Annotated in this window: 16 protein-coding genes, 1 tRNA gene and 1 pseudogene; 13 read left to right on the top strand and 5 right to left on the bottom strand. The window is 34.4% G+C overall.

Annotated elements, in window-relative coordinates; all coding sequences use genetic code 11:
* Positions 1-8: 8 nt before the first annotated feature.
* The 4 genes from L950_RS08490 to L950_RS08510 form a co-directional block, all read right to left on the bottom strand.
* Positions 9-785, bottom strand: coding sequence for a PstS family phosphate ABC transporter substrate-binding protein (locus L950_RS08490; RefSeq protein ID WP_021188715.1), 777 nt, complete (start codon positions 783-785; stop codon positions 9-11).
* A gap of 179 nt (positions 786-964) precedes the next feature.
* Positions 965-1,561 (bottom strand): 50S ribosomal protein L25/general stress protein Ctc, encoded by a 597-nt coding sequence (locus L950_RS08495; protein WP_021188716.1) that lies wholly within the window; start codon positions 1,559-1,561, stop codon positions 965-967.
* 135 nt (positions 1,562-1,696) lie between these two features.
* Positions 1,697-2,653, bottom strand: a complete 957-nt coding sequence (locus L950_RS08500; RefSeq protein WP_021188717.1) for a ribose-phosphate pyrophosphokinase — start codon at positions 2,651-2,653, stop codon at positions 1,697-1,699.
* A 651-nt stretch (positions 2,654-3,304) separates the two neighbouring features.
* Positions 3,305-3,375 (bottom strand) — tRNA-Gln (locus L950_RS08510).
* Between the two features lie 289 nt (positions 3,376-3,664).
* Between L950_RS08510 and L950_RS32495 the strand changes: the two genes are divergently transcribed.
* The 9 genes from L950_RS32495 to L950_RS08545 all read left to right on the top strand — a co-directional run bounded on the left by L950_RS32495 (position 3,665) and on the right by L950_RS08545 (position 14,156).
* Positions 3,665-4,882, top strand: a complete 1,218-nt coding sequence (locus L950_RS32495) for a DUF2723 domain-containing protein (RefSeq protein ID WP_231577000.1) — start codon at positions 3,665-3,667, stop codon at positions 4,880-4,882.
* On the top strand, positions 4,834-6,672 hold the full coding sequence (locus tag L950_RS32500; RefSeq protein WP_231577001.1) for a DMT family transporter: 1,839 nt from the start codon (positions 4,834-4,836) through the stop codon (positions 6,670-6,672). Before L950_RS32495 ends, L950_RS32500 begins: the two co-directional genes overlap by 49 nt.
* Positions 6,673-7,283: 611 nt before the next feature.
* A complete protein-coding gene (locus L950_RS32505) occupies positions 7,284-8,123 on the top strand; it encodes a GMC family oxidoreductase N-terminal domain-containing protein (RefSeq protein ID WP_231577002.1) in 840 nt (279 codons plus the stop codon).
* Positions 8,117-8,842 carry a GMC oxidoreductase gene (locus L950_RS32510; RefSeq protein WP_021188719.1) on the top strand — a complete coding sequence of 242 codons (726 nt, stop codon included), beginning with the start codon at positions 8,117-8,119 and terminating at the stop codon, positions 8,840-8,842. Before L950_RS32505 ends, L950_RS32510 begins: the two co-directional genes overlap by 7 nt.
* Before the next feature lie 5 nt (positions 8,843-8,847).
* On the top strand, positions 8,848-9,480 hold the full coding sequence (locus L950_RS08525; protein ID WP_021188720.1) for a gluconate 2-dehydrogenase subunit 3 family protein: 633 nt from the start codon (positions 8,848-8,850) through the stop codon (positions 9,478-9,480).
* A 158-nt stretch (positions 9,481-9,638) separates the two neighbouring features.
* Positions 9,639-11,033, top strand: coding sequence for an APC family permease (locus tag L950_RS08530; RefSeq protein WP_021188721.1), 1,395 nt, complete (start codon positions 9,639-9,641; stop codon positions 11,031-11,033).
* A 650-nt stretch (positions 11,034-11,683) separates the two neighbouring features.
* The gene (locus L950_RS08535) at positions 11,684-12,559 is read left to right on the top strand and encodes a tyrosine-type recombinase/integrase (RefSeq protein ID WP_197086320.1); all 876 of its coding nucleotides are present in this window, start codon (positions 11,684-11,686) and stop codon (positions 12,557-12,559) included.
* Positions 12,560-13,254: 695 nt separating this feature from the next.
* Positions 13,255-13,563, top strand: coding sequence for a hypothetical protein (locus tag L950_RS08540; RefSeq protein ID WP_021188725.1), 309 nt, complete (start codon positions 13,255-13,257; stop codon positions 13,561-13,563).
* Positions 13,563-14,156 (top strand): hypothetical protein, encoded by a 594-nt coding sequence (locus tag L950_RS08545; RefSeq protein ID WP_021188726.1) that lies wholly within the window; start codon positions 13,563-13,565, stop codon positions 14,154-14,156. Before L950_RS08540 ends, L950_RS08545 begins: the two co-directional genes overlap by 1 nt.
* Positions 14,157-14,288: 132 nt before the next feature.
* Here L950_RS08545 and L950_RS08550 read toward each other — a convergent pair whose 3' ends face one another.
* Positions 14,289-14,543 (bottom strand): helix-turn-helix domain-containing protein, encoded by a 255-nt coding sequence (locus tag L950_RS08550; RefSeq protein WP_021188727.1) that lies wholly within the window; start codon positions 14,541-14,543, stop codon positions 14,289-14,291.
* Between the two features lie 140 nt (positions 14,544-14,683).
* Between L950_RS08550 and L950_RS08555 the strand changes: the two genes are divergently transcribed.
* From L950_RS08555 to L950_RS08570, 4 genes and pseudogenes are all read left to right on the top strand, one after another.
* Positions 14,684-14,998, top strand: a complete 315-nt coding sequence (locus L950_RS08555; protein ID WP_021188728.1) for a hypothetical protein — start codon at positions 14,684-14,686, stop codon at positions 14,996-14,998.
* A gap of 198 nt (positions 14,999-15,196) precedes the next feature.
* Positions 15,197-15,724, top strand: a complete 528-nt coding sequence (locus L950_RS08560) for a hypothetical protein (protein WP_021188729.1) — start codon at positions 15,197-15,199, stop codon at positions 15,722-15,724.
* A gap of 81 nt (positions 15,725-15,805) precedes the next feature.
* A pseudogene (pyrR, locus tag L950_RS08565) lies at positions 15,806-16,353 on the top strand (bifunctional pyr operon transcriptional regulator/uracil phosphoribosyltransferase PyrR).
* A gap of 27 nt (positions 16,354-16,380) precedes the next feature.
* Positions 16,381-17,319, top strand: a complete 939-nt coding sequence (locus tag L950_RS08570; protein WP_021188731.1) for an aspartate carbamoyltransferase catalytic subunit — start codon at positions 16,381-16,383, stop codon at positions 17,317-17,319.
* Positions 17,320-17,428 lie beyond the last annotated feature (109 nt).

Genomic DNA, 17,428 nt, shown 5'->3' on the forward strand with positions numbered 1-17,428 from the left:
GAAAGGTTCTACTTTTCCCATGATGATTCCGGAATAAATTGGAATAACGGACGCTGGAAGTAGTATCGATTTTGACGGATGGCCTCTTGGTCTAATGGCGATACAGCTGTATTCGTTTTATCAATGATTTTTAAAACTTTGATTCCTTGCTGAACATTGGTGTTTTGAGATATATAACCTGCGCCAACATACCCAATACCAGATTTATCCAGTTTTACGCTTTCTAAAATCTGCGAATTACCAGTCATCTCCTTCGCTGCTTGACTGAATTTGATTTTTAATTTTTTCTTGACAAAAGAATAAGTTCCAGAACTACTCTGTCTTCCGTAGATGGTGATCGGTAAATTGCTATTTGACAATTTAGACCATGAATCCTGTGTACCATCTAAAATTTCTGCTAGATCTTTTAGGTTGATGGAGTCAATAGGATTGTCTTTATTCACCACAAATGCCGTAGCATCTTCCGCAAACACAACCGTTCTTAAAGGAATATTTTTTTCTTTGAAGAGATCAATCTCGTCCTCTGTAAGTGGGCGTGAGGAATTTGCAATATCAGCCTGCCCATTGAGGAGAGCAGTGATACCTAGACCTGAACCTCCACCGGAGATAGCTATACTGAAATCAGCGTTTTCCTTAGAGAACTCTTCTGCAAGATTAACAGCTAAGTTCACTTCGGTGTCTGAACCTTTCATTTTGATCGCATGATCGGAATCAGCACAACTTTGAATCAAAATAAGGATGGAGAACAGGAATATCTGAGGATATCCAAAAATGTGTTTTTTCATTACTTTTATAAAACAAGTCGAGACCTGAAGATGATCTCAAAAGTAATGATACACTGTTAATTCGTGATAAATTCAATGTTAAGATGGTGTTAAGAATTAATTCCCTAAACTTTTCTTAACAAAAAAAGGCATCGATAATTCGATGCCTTTTAATAAGCTGTTTAATAAATCCCGAAAGATTATTTTTTACCACCTTTAGTTGCTTTCGCAGCTTCTGTTTCTGCTTGACGTAAAGCACGTGACATGATAACAGATACGATCGTATCGTCAGAGTTGTTTAAAACTTTAGCGTTTTCTAAAACTACTTGAGCTACGCGGAAAGATTTACCAACTTCTAAAGATTCCATAGGAACTGCAATTTCTTGAGGTAAGTTTCCAGGTAAAGCTTTAACACGTAATTTACGTAATTTTTGAACTAATTTACCTCCTAATTTAACACCTGGAGAAGTACCAGTTAATGTTACAGGGATATTTAACGTAACTTCTTTCTCATCATTCAACTCTAAAAAGTCAACGTGAGTAACTAAGTCAGTTAATGGGTGGAATTGAGCGTCTTGAACGATAGCCTTTACAGTTTTTCCATCAAGGTTTAATTCAATGAAGATAACCTCTGGAGTGTAAAGTACTGCTTTCAAATCAGCTGCGGATACAGAAAGGTGAGTTTGTGTAGAACCACCATAAAGAACTGCAGGAATATTACCTTCGTAACGCAATTCTTTCGCATCTCTTTTCCCTACGCTCTGTCTTACAGAACCGCTAATAGCAATTGATTTCATCTTTAATTTGATTAAATTTTAAGGTGCAAAGATATGTTTTTTTTGTTATAATGTTATTGTAATTGCTAATATTATAACAAACCTTCCTCCATAAAGAGAAAGGTTTATATATGTTTTGAATTCTAAGTGGTTAACTTATTCAACTTCGAATAAATCAGAGATAGAACCGTGTTGGTTAACATTCTTAATTGCTTTTCCAAATAATTCTGCAGTAGATAACACTCTAATTTTAGTCGACTGTTTCATTTTTTCTGGATCCAATTGAATGGTATCAGTAACAATCATTTCAGACAATACAGAGTTCTCAATTGTTTCGTAAGCTTTACCTGATAATACAGCATGTGTACATACTGCTCTTACAGATTTAGCACCGCTTTCCATGATCAATGCTGCAGCTTTTGATAATGTACCTGCAGTATCACAGATGTCGTCAATCAAAACAACGTCTTGACCAGTAACATCACCAATGATAGACATTGATTCAATTTCGTTGGCACGTTTACGACGTTTGTCGCAGATGATTACTTCTGCATTGAAGAATTTTGCAAATGTACGTGCGCGGTAAGAACCACCCATGTCTGGAGATGCAATCGTTAAGTTAGGAAGATTTAATGATTTGATGTAAGGAACAAAGATAATCGAACCGTCTAAGTGATCAACAGGAATATCGAAGAAACCTTGGATTTGCGCCGCATGTAGATCCATTGTCATGATGCGGTGTGCACCTGCTGCGGTAATTAAATTAGCAATCATTTTAGCGCCAATGGCTACGCGTGGTTTGTCTTTACGATCCTGACGTGCAAAACCGAAATAAGGAACTACAGCAGTAATGTAATGGGCTGAAGCACGCTTTGCTGCATCAATCATCAACAATAATTCAAATAAATTGTCTGTTGGTTGATTTGTTGATTGAACAATAAATACATCGCTTCCACGAACTGATTCATTGTAAAAAGGTTGGATTTCTCCATCGCTAAAACGAGATAACGTTTTATCTCCTAGAGGTTTCCCGTAGGAGGTAGCGATTTTTTCTGCTAATTCTGTAGTGCCAGAACCGGCGAATAACTTAACCGTGTTGAATTGCAAAGGCATGGTTTTTTATTTTTGATATAGTGGATTAGAATAGAATTTTCTGTTTGTATGTTGCCAATTACTTTCTAATGACTTAAAAAAAAGGATTGTTTTTATAACAATCCATTTTTTTCTTTTTAAAGTTGCTCGACCTGGATTCGAACCAAGACAAACAGTACCAAAAACTGTCGTACTACCCTTATACTATCGAGCAATCTATCTTATAGATTCGATTGACATGTCAACCTTTATCCTTTCGATGGTGCAAAGTTAGATAAATGTTTTTAATTTCAAAATTTCAATCGAAAAAAAAATGTAAAAATTTAAATAATGCCTCATTATGAGCAGGAAAAAGTAAAAGTCAAGCAGATTGCATAATTTTGTTATTATAATAGTTCGACTGTTACCCACGATATTTTTAGTGTTAAACAAGTGTAGAATTTCAAAATCTTATCCCAAGGTGTATAATGTATGATAACCTCTTTTGAATAGTATCTACTAACAGGTGTCATATTTACTACTGGTGGAAATATTTATTGAGAACTATCTTTTTGGTGTAGTATACATTATGGACATACTCCCTTTAGACAGGATTGGATTAATACATCATGAAAGTATTTTTGAAAATGTATTAAAACAAAAAAGGCTTACCGAAGTAAGCCTTTTTTAATGTTGCCCGACCTGGATTCGAACCAAGACAAACAGTACCAAAAACTGTCGTACTACCCTTATACTATCGGGCAAACATTCTCAAAAGTGTAACACTATGGAAGCGTGTTGGTCACTTTTGATGATGCAAATATACGGCACTTTTTTATTTCTGCAAATAAAATGAACGGTAAATGCCTTTTAATTGATTCTCAGGCTAATAATTTTTTAATTTATTCTGAAAGACCAGTTCTTGGCCTAGTACAGAGCCTATCTGGCAGTAACAAATTTGAGTTTAAGCGTATAAAAAAATATAATTTATTCGTTTCTTATTAAATATCCTTATTTTCGGAACGTATTATAATCTTTATACAGTATAATTATATGAACTATACTAAAATTAACAATGTTTTAGGGTGGGCCTGCGCAATTATTGCTACCGTCACTTATATGTTAACCGCAGAAAGGTCAACGAGTTGGTGGGACTGCGGTGAGTTTATCGCTTCAGCATATAAAATGCAGGTGGTTCACCAACCAGGTGCTCCGTTATTTTTGATGATTCAAAATATATTCTCGAACCTTGCAGGGGGAGATGTTACAAGAATTGCTTTTTGGATGAATGTGGGATCTGGAGTATGCAGTGGTATTACCATTTTGTTTTTATTCTGGACCATTACAGCATTAGCTCGAAAAGTGGTCACAAAATCTGTAGATGGAACATATTCAAGTGTAGATTTGATCAAGATCTTCGGATCGGGATTGGTAGGAGCTTTAGCATATGCATTCTCAGATACATTCTGGTTCTCAGCAGTAGAATCCGAAGTATATGCCATGTCTTCTTTATGTACAGCTGTCGTATTTTGGGGTATTCTAAAATGGGAAAACCATGCAGATGAACCTGGTGCTGACCGTTGGTTGATTTTTATCGCTTACGTAATGGGACTTTCCATAGGCGTTCACTTATTAAACTTACTTGTTATCCCTGCTATTGCAGTTGTTATTTACTTTAAGAGAGCAAAGACAATTACAAGCAAAGGAGCTATTCAATCATTCTTATTAGGAGTAGTGGTTTTAGCGGTGATCTTATGGGGTATCATTCAGTACTCGGTTAAATTCGCGGCTTATTTTGATTTATTCTTCGTCAATACATTAGGATTGGGATTTGGATCAGGATTCACATTTTTTGTTGTGTTATTGGTGGCATTATTAGCTTATGGTATTTGGTATTCGATCAAAAAAGTAAAACCGATCTTAAATATCGTAATGATCAGTGCTTCTTTTATTATTTTCGGATACAGCTCATTTGCCATGATTATGATCCGTGCAAAAGCAAATCCAACGTTAAATAATAGTGATCCAGAAAATGCCTTTACTTTCTTAAGTTATCTAGGACGTGAGCAATATGCTAGTGAGCCATTATTTAAAGGTCCTAACTTTGATTCTAAAGTTACAGGAGTAGAACCTACCTATTCTTACAGAAAGATAAAGATAAGTATACAAAAATCCAGACAGGATCTACTTACCAATACGATAAAGAAGTTTTATTCCCTCGTGTGTATAGTAATAGAGATGGTCATCCTGGCTATTATCAGGACTATTTAAGATTAGGTGAAGGACAGTCTCCAACATTTGGTGATAACTTAAAATTCTTCTTTAATTACCAGATCGGTCATATGTACGGTCGTTATTTCCTTTGGAATTTTGCAGGTCGTCAAAATGATCAGCAAGGACACGGCACTTTTACAGAAGGAAACTGGATCTCTGGAATTAAACCGATCGATCAAATGTTGGTCGGTGGACAAGATGCGCTTCCTGACTCTTTAAATACCGATCCATCAAATAACAAGTATTTCTTCTTACCGCTAATTATAGGATTGATAGGTGCTTTCTGGCACTTTGGTAAAAGACAAAAAGATGCTGGTGTTGTTGGATTGTTATTTTTCTTTACAGGCTTAGCAATTGTTCTTTATTTAAATCAAAGTCCTTTACAACCACGTGAACGTGATTATGCCTATGCTGGATCGTTCTATGCATTTGCCATCTGGATTGGATTAGGGGTTTTTGCGATAGCAGATTTCTTAGGTAAGAAAATGAATCCTAAAACAGCGGCAGGACTTACGACAGTGGTTTGTTTACTTGCAGCACCCGTTTTATTAGCAAAAGAAAACTGGGATGATCACGATCGTTCACATAAATTAACGGCGCGTGATCTAGCTAAAGATTACTTAGAATCTTGTGCTCCTAATGCTATTTTATTCACTTACGGGGATAACGACACTTATCCATTGTGGTATGCACAGGAAGTGGAAGGTATACGAACAGATGTACGTGTCGTAAACTTAAGTTTGTTAAGTGCCGATTGGTATATGGCTCAAATGCAGAAAAAGGCAAATGATGCTGATGCGTTACCGATCAATATTGATAAAGAGAAATTTAAAAAAGGAGTGCGTGATGTGATGTACTTTCAAGATGTTCAAATTCCAGGACATGCTGATTTAAATTTAGTTTTACAGTTTATGCTTTCGGATGATGCTAAAAATAAGGCACAGCTGAACTCTGGTGAATTTGAGAACTTCTTACCAACTAAAAATCTTGCTTTAGCGGTAGATAGAAATGCGGTTATCCAAAATAAAACAGTACCAAAGGAATGGGAAAATACGATTCCAGATACTTTAGCATGGACTTATAATAAGAATTATGTAACCAGAGCCGAACTGTCGATCTTATCTATTTTAGCAGATAACAATTGGAAACGACCTATTTACTTTGCCGCTACAGTTCCAAATGATAATTACTTAGGTCTAGACAAGTACCTAGTGCAGGAAGGTTTTGCATATCGTTTGATGCCTATTCAGGTTGCAAAAGAAAATGCAGGAGCGCTTGTAAATACTGAAGCTGCTTATACTGATATTACCAAGAAGTATGCTTGGGGAAATATGGCAACATCACCTTACTTGGATCCAGAATCATACCGTATGATTGGTTTAATTGTCAACTCAATAACGGGAAGTACTGCAACACAGCTCTTGGAACAAGGAAAAGAGAAAGAAGCGAAAGAAATCGCTTTGTTAGTGTACGACAAAATGCCGAAACGTGTTTTCTTGATGCGCGATGTTTTAAACTATACACCGATCATTAATGTTTTATACAGTGTCGGTGAAACTCAAAAAGCAAACGACATTGTTAAGCGTAATTTGCAGTTCTTAACTCAAAATATGTCTTATTATAATGCTATTGCGCAGACAAAACCAGAATTGGAATATTCAAATATTGAAACTGCTTTAAGAACACTGGGTGTTTATAAGAGTATTTTATCTCAGACAAAAGAGACGAAATTACTACAAGAAATACAACAGCTTGAAGAAAATTATAAAAAGCAGTTTGGAATATAATGGATTAGTAGAAAAAAAGAGGGGCTTGCAATTTTGTAAGCCCCTCTTTTTTTCTCTATTATTTTTGTTAGCAGACAGCTACTAGAACAAGTGATCGACCATGGAGGTATTTTTTTACAAGATTAAAAATATTTGAATGAACAAGCATTAATACTGACATTTTAAAAAGTCATTTTCTTAACTGCACCTTTATACTAACTTTATTTTAGTCTTGATATGGTTTATGGTTATAAAAAGGGGATGATGGGAGGGTAATTGTAAAGGCTTGTTTACAAAGCGCTAAAACGATAAAACGGTTTTGTGATTTTGAGTAATTTTACCTAATTTGTCCTTTCATCTATACAATTAATTATAACCAAACAGATTTGAAGTGCATGTTGTTTTATTTTTTTCAATCGTAAGATAAACGGCTTCTAAGAAAATTAAAAATTGATTATGGTAAATTATCAAATAAAGGAAAGTACAGAAGTCTATGATGCTATTGTCGTCGGTTCGGGAGCCGGTGGTGGTATGGCGGGTTATATACTTGCCAATGCAGGCCTTAAAGTGCTGATGTTGGAAGCTGGTCCTTTTTATGACCCGGCAAAAGATTCTCAACAGCTACGCTGGCCTTGGGAATCTCCCGACGCGGTGCCTCGACGACCCGTCCTTTTGGCGACTTTGATGCCGCATACGGAGGATGGCAACTTGAAGGAGAGCCTTATAGTAAAGTAGGAGGTACTGAATTTGAATGGTTTCGTGCCCGTATGTTAGGCGGTCGTACCAACCACTGGGGCAGAATATCATTGCGCATGGGGCCCGATGATTTCAAACCTAAAGATGGTGTTACTGATGCATGGCCAATTACCTATGATGAAGTTAAACCTTTTTACGACCGTGTAGATCGCATGATCGGTGTTTATGGAACTGTAGAAGGCATTCATAACGAACCTGATGGAATCTTTATGAAACCACCAAAGCCACGGTTAAATGAACTTTATATTGCTAAAGGAGCGAAGAAAGCCGGCGTGCCCGTTATTCCAGGACGTGGAGCAGTATTAACAGAAGTATCCAAAGAAATAAAAGGTAGAGGTACATGTTTTTATTGTGGTCAGTGTGGACGTGCCTGTAAAGTATATGGCGATTTTTCGTCATCTTCCTGTTTAGTAATACCAGCAATAAAAACCGGAAATCTAAAAGTTATTGATAATGCAATGGTTCGTGAAGTATTGACCAATGATGAAGGAATTGCCATTGGAGTTTCATACGTTGATACCAAAGATTTACAGGAATACGCGGTTAAAGGTAAAACGGTTATTTTAGGAGCTAGTGCATGTGAGAGCGCACGAATTATGCTGAACTCAAAATCTAAAGCACATCCAGGTGGTGTCGGAAATAGTAGTGGTGTAGTCGGGAAATATCTTCATGATTCAACGGGAGCAAGTCTCTCCGGTTTTTACCACAATTGTTAGACCGTAAACGCTATAATGAAGATGGAGTTGGAAGCGTACATATCTACTCACCATGGTGGGAAGATAATAAGAAGCTTAATTTTCCTCGTGGCTATCATATTGAGTATGGAGGAGGTTTACACATGCCTTCTTATGGTTTTTTAAACTGGGTGCCCAATGTAAATAACAATGCAAAAGGTCCTGATGGTAAGCAAAAGCCATTAGGTGGATATGGAGAATCTTTAAAACAGGATTATAACAGTTTTTACGGTGCTAATGTAGGTATGGCAGGAAGAGGAACGGCATTAGCCAGAATAGATAATTATTGTGAAATAGACCCCAATAAAGTCGATAAATTTGGAATACCCGTCTTGCGCTTCCATTATAAATGGGCAAACGAGGAGATTGCACAGGCAAAGCATATGCAAGAAACATTTCAGTCTGTTATGCACGAAATGGGAGCTGTGATAACCTCAAAGATTCCGGGAGCAGATACATTGTATGGTTTAGAAGCACCAGGAAAAATTATCCACGAAGGTGGCACCACACGTATGGGAAATGATCCTAAAACTTCAGCTCTGAACAAATGGGGGCAAGCACATGATTGTAAAAATCTGTTTGTTGTAGATGCCGGGCCATTTGTACAACAGGGTGATAAAAATTTGACTTGGACTATCCTGGCCCTGTCAATGCGTACAGCAGAATATATTTTACAGGAAAAGAAAAATTTAAATAGCTAGAACTCATGAATAGAAGAGAATCACTAAAAGCATTAGGGCTGATCGCTGCTGGGACTGGTCTATTGGCAGGCTCCTGTAAAACCGATAATAGTAAAATTGCTGTTGCAGATGCAGCAGACAGAATCCCCGGAATTCAGGATTTTGAATATGAACGTACTAAAGCATTACAAGAAGAAAAATTCTTTAATGAACATGAGTTTGCAACAATAACTGTTTTAGCAGATATCATCATACCAAAGGATGCATCTTCAGGAAGTGCTACAGATGCTGGAGTACCAGATTTTATCGAGTTCATTGTAAAAGATTTACCAGATAATAAAATTCCAATGCGTGGCGGATTGAAATGGCTGGATGTACACAGTCAAAAGAGATATGGACAAGCGTTTGTAAACTGTAAACAACAGGAGCAATTGGCGATTGTAGATGATATTGCATATCCCGAATTAGCAAGACCTGAAATGCAACAAGGAGTTGCTTTTTTCTCGCTGATGCGTAACCTAACTTCTTCTGGATTTTATACCAGTGAAATCGGTGTAAAGGCTATCGGTTTTAAAGGAAACACACCAGGAGTGTGGACAGGTGTGCCCGACGATGTTTTGAAAGAACATGGTTTTGATCCATCTAAGTTCTTTGGATAGGACTAAAATTCACTTTAATAAAGCGTTTAAATATACGCAAAACTGTTATGCCTTCATTTCTATTTTAGTTAGAAATGAAGGCATTTTTTATTTTTCGACAACCTGTTGTTTTTCAGGAATATTTGTAAGTTTGTTGTCAGGTAACCAACCTAAAATATATGAATCGACAACTCAAACTTTGGGATGCCATTATGATTGTAATGGGATCAATGATTGGAAGCGGTATTTTTATTGTTTCATCGGACATGATGCGGCAATTGGGTTCCGGATGGTGGGTGATTATTGTTTGGATTATTACTGCAATAATGACTGTATCGGCGGCAATCTGTTATGGTGAGTTATCAGCTTTATTTCCAAAAGCAGGAGGTCAATATACCTATTTAACGGAAGTTTTTGGAAAAATGACGGGCTTCCTATATGGTTGGAGTCTCTTTACCGTCATTCAGACAGGAACTATTGCTGCGGTCGCTGTGGCATTCGGTAAATTTACAGCCTATCTCATTCCTGAACTTAATAATGCCCCTCCCTTATATGAAAATGGATCATTTAAGATCACCTGGATTCAGGTATTAGCCATGTTCATTATTTTAGCCCTCACCTTTATTAATACGAAGGGAGTGCGAAGTGGTAAAATGATTCAGTCTTTTTTTACATCATCAAAAATAATTGCATTAATTCTGTTGATCATAGGTGGTATATTTATGATTAAAGAGAATCATTTTTCAGAAAATTTAAGTTATGGATTAAGTTCCTATCAAAATTTAAAAGGCCTTGGTTGGACGGATATCAGTGGTGGTATCCTTTTAGGAGGTATAGCGGCGGCAATGGTTGGATCGGTTTTTAGCAGTGTAGCCTGGGAAAATGTAACATTTATAGCAGGAGAAATTGAAAATCCAAAACGCAACGTCGTACGTGCAATGGTGATTGGAACTTCTTTAGTTATGGTATTGTATCTGCTATGTAACTATGTTTATCTTGCCGCTTTAAGCAGAGATGAAATTGCATTTGCAGTCAATGATCGGGTTGCAGTAGCAACAGCACATAAAATTTTAGGGGAAACAGGTACGATCATTATGGCCATTTTAGTCATGATATCCACATTTGGTTGTGTCAACGGTATTGTGTTATCCGGCGCAAGAGTATTTCAGCGTATGGCTAAAGATGGACTGTTCTTGAAACAAGCAATCCCCAATAATAAGTATGAAGTTCCCGAGCGCTCTTTATGGTTGCAAGGTATATGGGCATCCTTGCTATGTTTAAGTGGTCAGTATGGCGATTTGCTCGATATGATATCCTTTGTTATTGTGCTTTTCTACATGATCACGGTGTTTGCCGTTATTTGGTTAAGATTTAAAGCACCAACATTGGATCGCCCTTATAAAACTGCGGGTTATCCCATTGTTCCGGTTATTTATCTTGTTATTGGCGCCACTTTCTGTATTTTGCTCATCCTGTATAAACCACAGTATACCTGGCCAGGATTTATTCTTATTATTTTAGGACTTCCTGTATATTGGTTGATCAATAAAAAGAAAGCATCTCCGATTGAATAAAGATTAGGGACGTTGGATATATTAAATTCATCTTTTATTCGGATTTTTTCAAAAAAAGTGGTACGTTTGCTTAAACATTCCCTTAATGAAACAGTCGACTTCATTCAACTATTTTATCTATCTTTGAGGCACTTTAAAGGTGTTATTGCTCCTGGTAAACATACTAAAATAGCACTAAAAACAGGGGTAAGGGACACATTTAGGGACACATAGTGAATGTGTATAAATATAATATAACTATTTGATTATGAGGATGGAGAATGAAGTTAATAAAATAGGAAACCCTTATTTAATTAAAGAAAAAAGAACAGGTCTTTGGAAAGTATGCTTTAAATATACTAATAATAAGGGTAAACAGGCTAAATATTATTACTCTGATGGTTTGAATGATATCACCTTTTTGCATTAGATAGAGAGGGTAAGAAGAAAATTAATGCAGATGGTGCAATATTAAAAAACATAAAAGAAAGGGAAGCATTAGCAAAAAAAAGGATTGAAAGATTAAATCTTGACTTAGCAACTAGAATATTTAACATAAATAATGATAAACCTTATTTTGTTGTTGGTGACATGGATAAGTCAATTGTTGAATTGATGAGAGAGTTCGTAACCTTCAAACAAAATGAGAATACTGTGAATGAAAAATCTATTTGCAATACATTTCAAAAGTTAATGGGTTTGAAAAATGGTTAGAAATGACTAATAGAGATGGTATTGGATTAAAAGAATTAACAAAAGAGAATATTTCAGATTTTTACACTTATTTATTCACAGAAACAGACACTAAAAAAGCATTTAGTAAAAAATATAGGAATGATTACAACAGGTTTTTTATAGCTTTTTACAACCACCTAACAAATTACAAAGAATTAGATGTTAAAAACCCTGTAAAAAATATTAAAAACTTAAAAATAGGGAAAACAGTAATGCATAAAGCTACTAACATAGAAGATTTTGAAGAGTTAATAAATGAAATAAAGACATCAAATTATTATCTAGGTGTAATGTATGAGTTCCAATTTTTTACACTAAATAGAATAGAAACATTAGTGAATATAAAAAGAGAATATATTGATTTAGAGAGGAATACAATCTTTCTCCCTGCATCAATAATGAAAAATAATGAAGAAAATGAAATTGATATTGCAGAAGAATTACAAGATATTTTAAAGGATTATTTAAGTAAAAATGAAGTATCCCAACAAGATTATTTGTTTGGTAAAGATGCTAATGGTGTAACTCAATTATTTGGAAGTATACAATCTAGAGCTAATACATTTAGTGCATTATTCAGTAATTTGAAGAAAGCTAAATTAAAATCAAATACGCCTACGCTAATACACGCTAATACAACACTCTATTCAGCCAAACACTCAGGTATTAAGTTCCTTATGGACAATGGATATAGTGCTAACCAAATAATTACAATAAGTGGTCACAAAGATGTTAAGCAACTTGGAACATATGCAAAAGATTATAAGCCTGAAAAGATTAAATTTCCAGCAAGACCAAAGGTCAATAAATAACCTCGTAATAACCCCCTTTTACTCACATTTAACTACCATGTATAAGCCCTAGGAGGGCTTTTTTCATGGTTAATGTTTAGGTATCCCCCTACTTAATCCCTCCTGTACTCCTGTATGCCCACATATGTAGTGACTGCACTTTCAAATCACCTAATAAAAAATTTTCTATAATTTTTCGGCTCCCCATATAGCACTTTTAAGCCCTTTTTTTCTGCTCCTATATTACTTTATCACTTTTATATTTAAATGCTTTATAGAGCTTGTCAGTAGCCCTATTTTCAGTGTTATACATTAGATTATCCCAATAATATTAATAACAATAAGGTATGTCCCGATATCCCAATATGCTTAATTGAATAAATATTGATATAAAGAACTGGTTTAAGATAATTAGGTGAAATTAATCTGTCTCAATATCAATAAGTTAGCAAATAGTTTGCTGTTGGAACTTGATAAATGCTCTTTTGTATATTATATTAATTAAAAAGAAACATATTTATTTAAACAAGTTGCGTAGTTAATAGTCAGGAAAATACTTCTTGATTCTATTAGTATAAAAAAATGACTTGACATTAATATAATAAATATAGATGAATGTATAAATAAAACATTCTAAAAGACATGTAACAGGTTGATTATTATCTACTTGATTCTGATAGGTCTGAAATAATAGGTAGATAGTAATTAATTAAAATATGATATATAAACTAATTAAAAATAGTAAAAAAGATGAATTAACAATAAAATATAATACGAGATACGTCACTACGGTAACAAGTAATGATATTAAAATAGTATTAACTCATAAAGTTAAAGAAAGTATAATAAAGGTTGTGAAAAAAAATATTAAAGTAGGTAGGGTAACAGTGTTAACACCCCTACAGGCTAAGCAAAATATACTAGAATCAAAAAATAGATGGAAGAAGAAACAGCGTAAAAATACTAAAATATTCCAACCATCAAATAAAAAATTACCATCAAATAAAAAATATCATATAATTTGATGAATACATTGAGCAGATTTGACTATGATTATTTTGTTACACTTAATTATTGTGATAGATATGTTTTAGATAAATTCGATTCTAAGGGCACTCTTAGTCAATTAGAATACGCCTACTTTATACAGCAAGACAAATATGTTAAGCAAGGTAATATTACATTACTAGGCTTAAAAGAAAAGGTAGAGGAATACATTACATTTATTAAAAAAGAAAAAAAGATAACATTACAATATTATATTATTAGATATGATAAGACAAAAGCAGGTGATTGGCACGCTCATCTCACAATAAAACTAAAAAACACAAGAAACTTAAATATATACAACTACTTTAATAACAGATGGAAGTATTCAATAATTAAGAAGAAATCAGTTAAGAAGATTAAAACAGAAAATAAGCATAATCAAATAAGAAATGTGCTAACATATATGTTTAAAAATATAAATCATTATGATAATACAATAGTATATGAGTTACACGACATAGATAAAGATACGCCTATTATTTACCTTGTTAAAGAAGTAAGGGGAGATAATAATTACAACATAGATAATCAAATTACATTTATGTTACAGCAGAAAATAACAGCTTAGTTGCTACAATAATATGTTACCACCACAGCCCCTTAATCTTGGGGCTTTTTTTTGTGCTTAATATTTTAATTATGTCTAGAAAAGACTAGACAATAATATGCAATATGACGAACTAAATAAAATGCATATATATTATTGAAACGGGCTATCGTCTTCGTCTAGGAGGTCTTTAGCTTTTATCTCCAAGATAGTAGCGATATTGAATATGATAGATACGTTTGAGTTAACTATACCACGTTCCATCCTGCTAATTTGAGAGTAGTCTAGGTCTAGTTTGTCTGCAAGCTGTTGTATTGTCCAACCTTTTAACTTTCTATGCTTGCGGATATTTTTGGATAAAATATTAATTCCATGTTCATTACGCTTGTGTTTTTTTGCTTTGGACATGAGTGCAATAAAAGAAATAGCTTTATTTGGTGAAAGGGATTAAAATCCCTATTTTTGTATTGAAAAGAAATTAAATCATTAAATTAATCTACTTTAAAATGTTAAAATCAATTAAGTGCATCTTTATTCTATCACTTCTAATGTCCGCTTTCTCATGCTCTAAGAGCAGTAATAGTACAGACGAAGGTTCAAACCTATTAGTTGGAACTTATAAGTTAGAAAAAACAGGGACGAATTATTATGAAAATGGAAAGATAGTGAAGCGAGATATTAGTACGGAAAAGATAAATGGGGAAATGACATTGTTAACCGATAAATCCTTTCGTATTGTGTTCACTTCCGATGGTGAAAGTGAAGTTGTTGTTGGTACCTATGATTCCGAAAATAAGATTTTTACTGTTCAGCAAGATGGAGAATTTGTGAAGACATCCTATTTTTTGAGGATAATTTCTTAGTTTTAATTACTGAAGATAATGGAGATAGTAAAGATGTCGGTTACTTTAAAAAGAAATAGAAATCATCAATTTAAAAAATATAAGCTCCTAATTAAGGAGCTTTTTTATTTGTGATGATTGAAGATTATGTCTGTAAATATCATTTACGAAGTATAAATATCCCATTAAAATGATGGTATAATGCTTTATATTTACACCATGGAACAACCTTTAAGCATATCTATATTAGATTACTTCAAAAGAGTACATGAAATTGAATTGATGACATCTAATGCAGAATTATTGTTAAGTGCATTAAATTATTTTAAAGTAGTACATACAGGCTATAAAGAAGATTTTAATATTCGTAAAGCTGGTGGTAACAGTTATGAAACAATATTAGAAATGTTAGTGCAAGATATACATAGGATAGAACAATCACATGCTTTATATATAGCTAATGGTAACCTTATAACAGAACTTACTAAGCAATACACAATAGAACAAAATAATAAAGCATACACCAATACACTTACAACTACACAGGATATAGATTACAATAAAATAGAGCAGATAGTAAAAGTAAACACGCCTACAGCAAAACAAACAGGTAAAGCAGTGTACGAGGAATTATTTATCAGTAATGTGAAAAAAGATAAAAAAGATAATAGGGATAATGATGATTATTTACGAGATTTGCAGTTAGTAGAACAACAAGCTAAAGCACTAGCAAAAGCTAAAAAGTAAATACCCAAAGACCTTAGGGACACATTTTGGGACACGTAGTGAAATAAAACAACTCATAATCAAGTAGTTACAACTAATATAATGAAGCAGTCGATTTTATTAGATGGACCAAAATTTCAGATTACCATTCAAAGACTTTGTCGTCAATTGATTGAGAATCATGGAGATTTTTCAAATACAGTTATAATTGGTATACAGCCTCGCGGAACTTTCTTAGCCAAATGCATTGTCAAGGAATTAGAGAAGATGTTAGGTACTTCAATTTTAAGTGGTGATTTGGATATTACATTTTATCGTGATGATTTTCGTAGAAAAGGAAACGATGGTCCCATTTTAGCTAACAGCACAAACATTAATTTTATTGTAGAAGGTAAGAAAGTCATTTTAATGGATGACGTCCTTTGGACTGGTCGAACCATTCGTTCTGCAATGGATGCAATCCAAGCATTTGGTCGCGCTGAACGTATCGAACTATTGGTTCTGGTTGATCGCCGTTTTTCGAGACAGATTCCGATCCAGCCCGATTACATTGGAATCCAAGTGGATTCTATTGATTCTCAGAAGTCATTGTGAATTGGAAAGAGTTGGATAATCAAGATAGTATCATCTTGGTAACAGAAAAGAAATAGAATAAAGAAAATCTGAATACATTAAAAATGTCATCAACAGCTGAACAATTAAGTACACGTCATTTGTTAGGAATAAAAGATTTAAATGAATCTGATATTCAATTAATTTTAAATACAGCGAGTAACTTTAAAGAAGTTTTAAACAGACCGATTAAAAAAGTTCCTTCACTTCGTGATATTACAATCGCAAATGTCTTCTTTGAAAATTCTACACGTACACGTTTATCATTTGAGCTAGCTGAAAAAAGACTCTCTGCAGATATCGTTAATTTTGCGGCCTCCTCTTCTTCTGTAAGTAAAGGTGAGACATTGATCGATACCGTCAATAATATCTTAGCGATGAAGGTTGATATGATTGTTATGCGTCATCCTTATGCCGGAGCAGGTGTGTTTTTAAGTAAGCATGTTAACGCACAAATTGTTAATGCCGGCGACGGAGCACATGAACACCCGACTCAAGCTTTGTTAGATTCTTTCTCGATTCGTGAGCGCTTTGGAGATGTCGCAGGACGTAAAGTTGCCATAATAGGTGATATCACCCATTCACGTGTAGCACTATCCAATATTCTATGTTTACAAAAACAGGGAGCTGAAGTGATGGTGTGCGGACCAACAACATTGATTCCTAAATACATTACTTCATTAGGAGTAAAAGTGGAGCATGACTTAATGAAAGCTTTGAACTGGTGTGACGTAGCCAATATGTTACGCATCCAGCTGGAAAGACAAGATATCGCTTACTTTCCATCCCTAAGAGAATATACCATGTTGTATGGATTGAATAAAACACTGTTGGATTCATTGGATAAAGAAATAACAATTATGCATCCAGGACCTATTAATAGAGGGGTAGAGATTACTTCGGACGTTGCAGATAGCGCGCACTCTATTATTTTAGATCAAGTAGAAAATGGCGTAGCAGTACGTATGGCTGTACTTTACCTATTGGCAGGACAGCGCGGATAGCATTAATTGTCGATATAGATCAATATGCCTGATTTTTTATTTTTAAATCAGGCATATTTTTTTTGTATTAAATACGTTATACTTTGGATAATGTTAACAATTGTGAATA

Source organism: Sphingobacterium sp. IITKGP-BTPF85 (genome assembly GCF_001006065.1).
In the GTDB taxonomy this organism is placed as follows: Bacteria; Bacteroidota; Bacteroidia; order Sphingobacteriales; family Sphingobacteriaceae; genus Sphingobacterium; species Sphingobacterium anhuiense.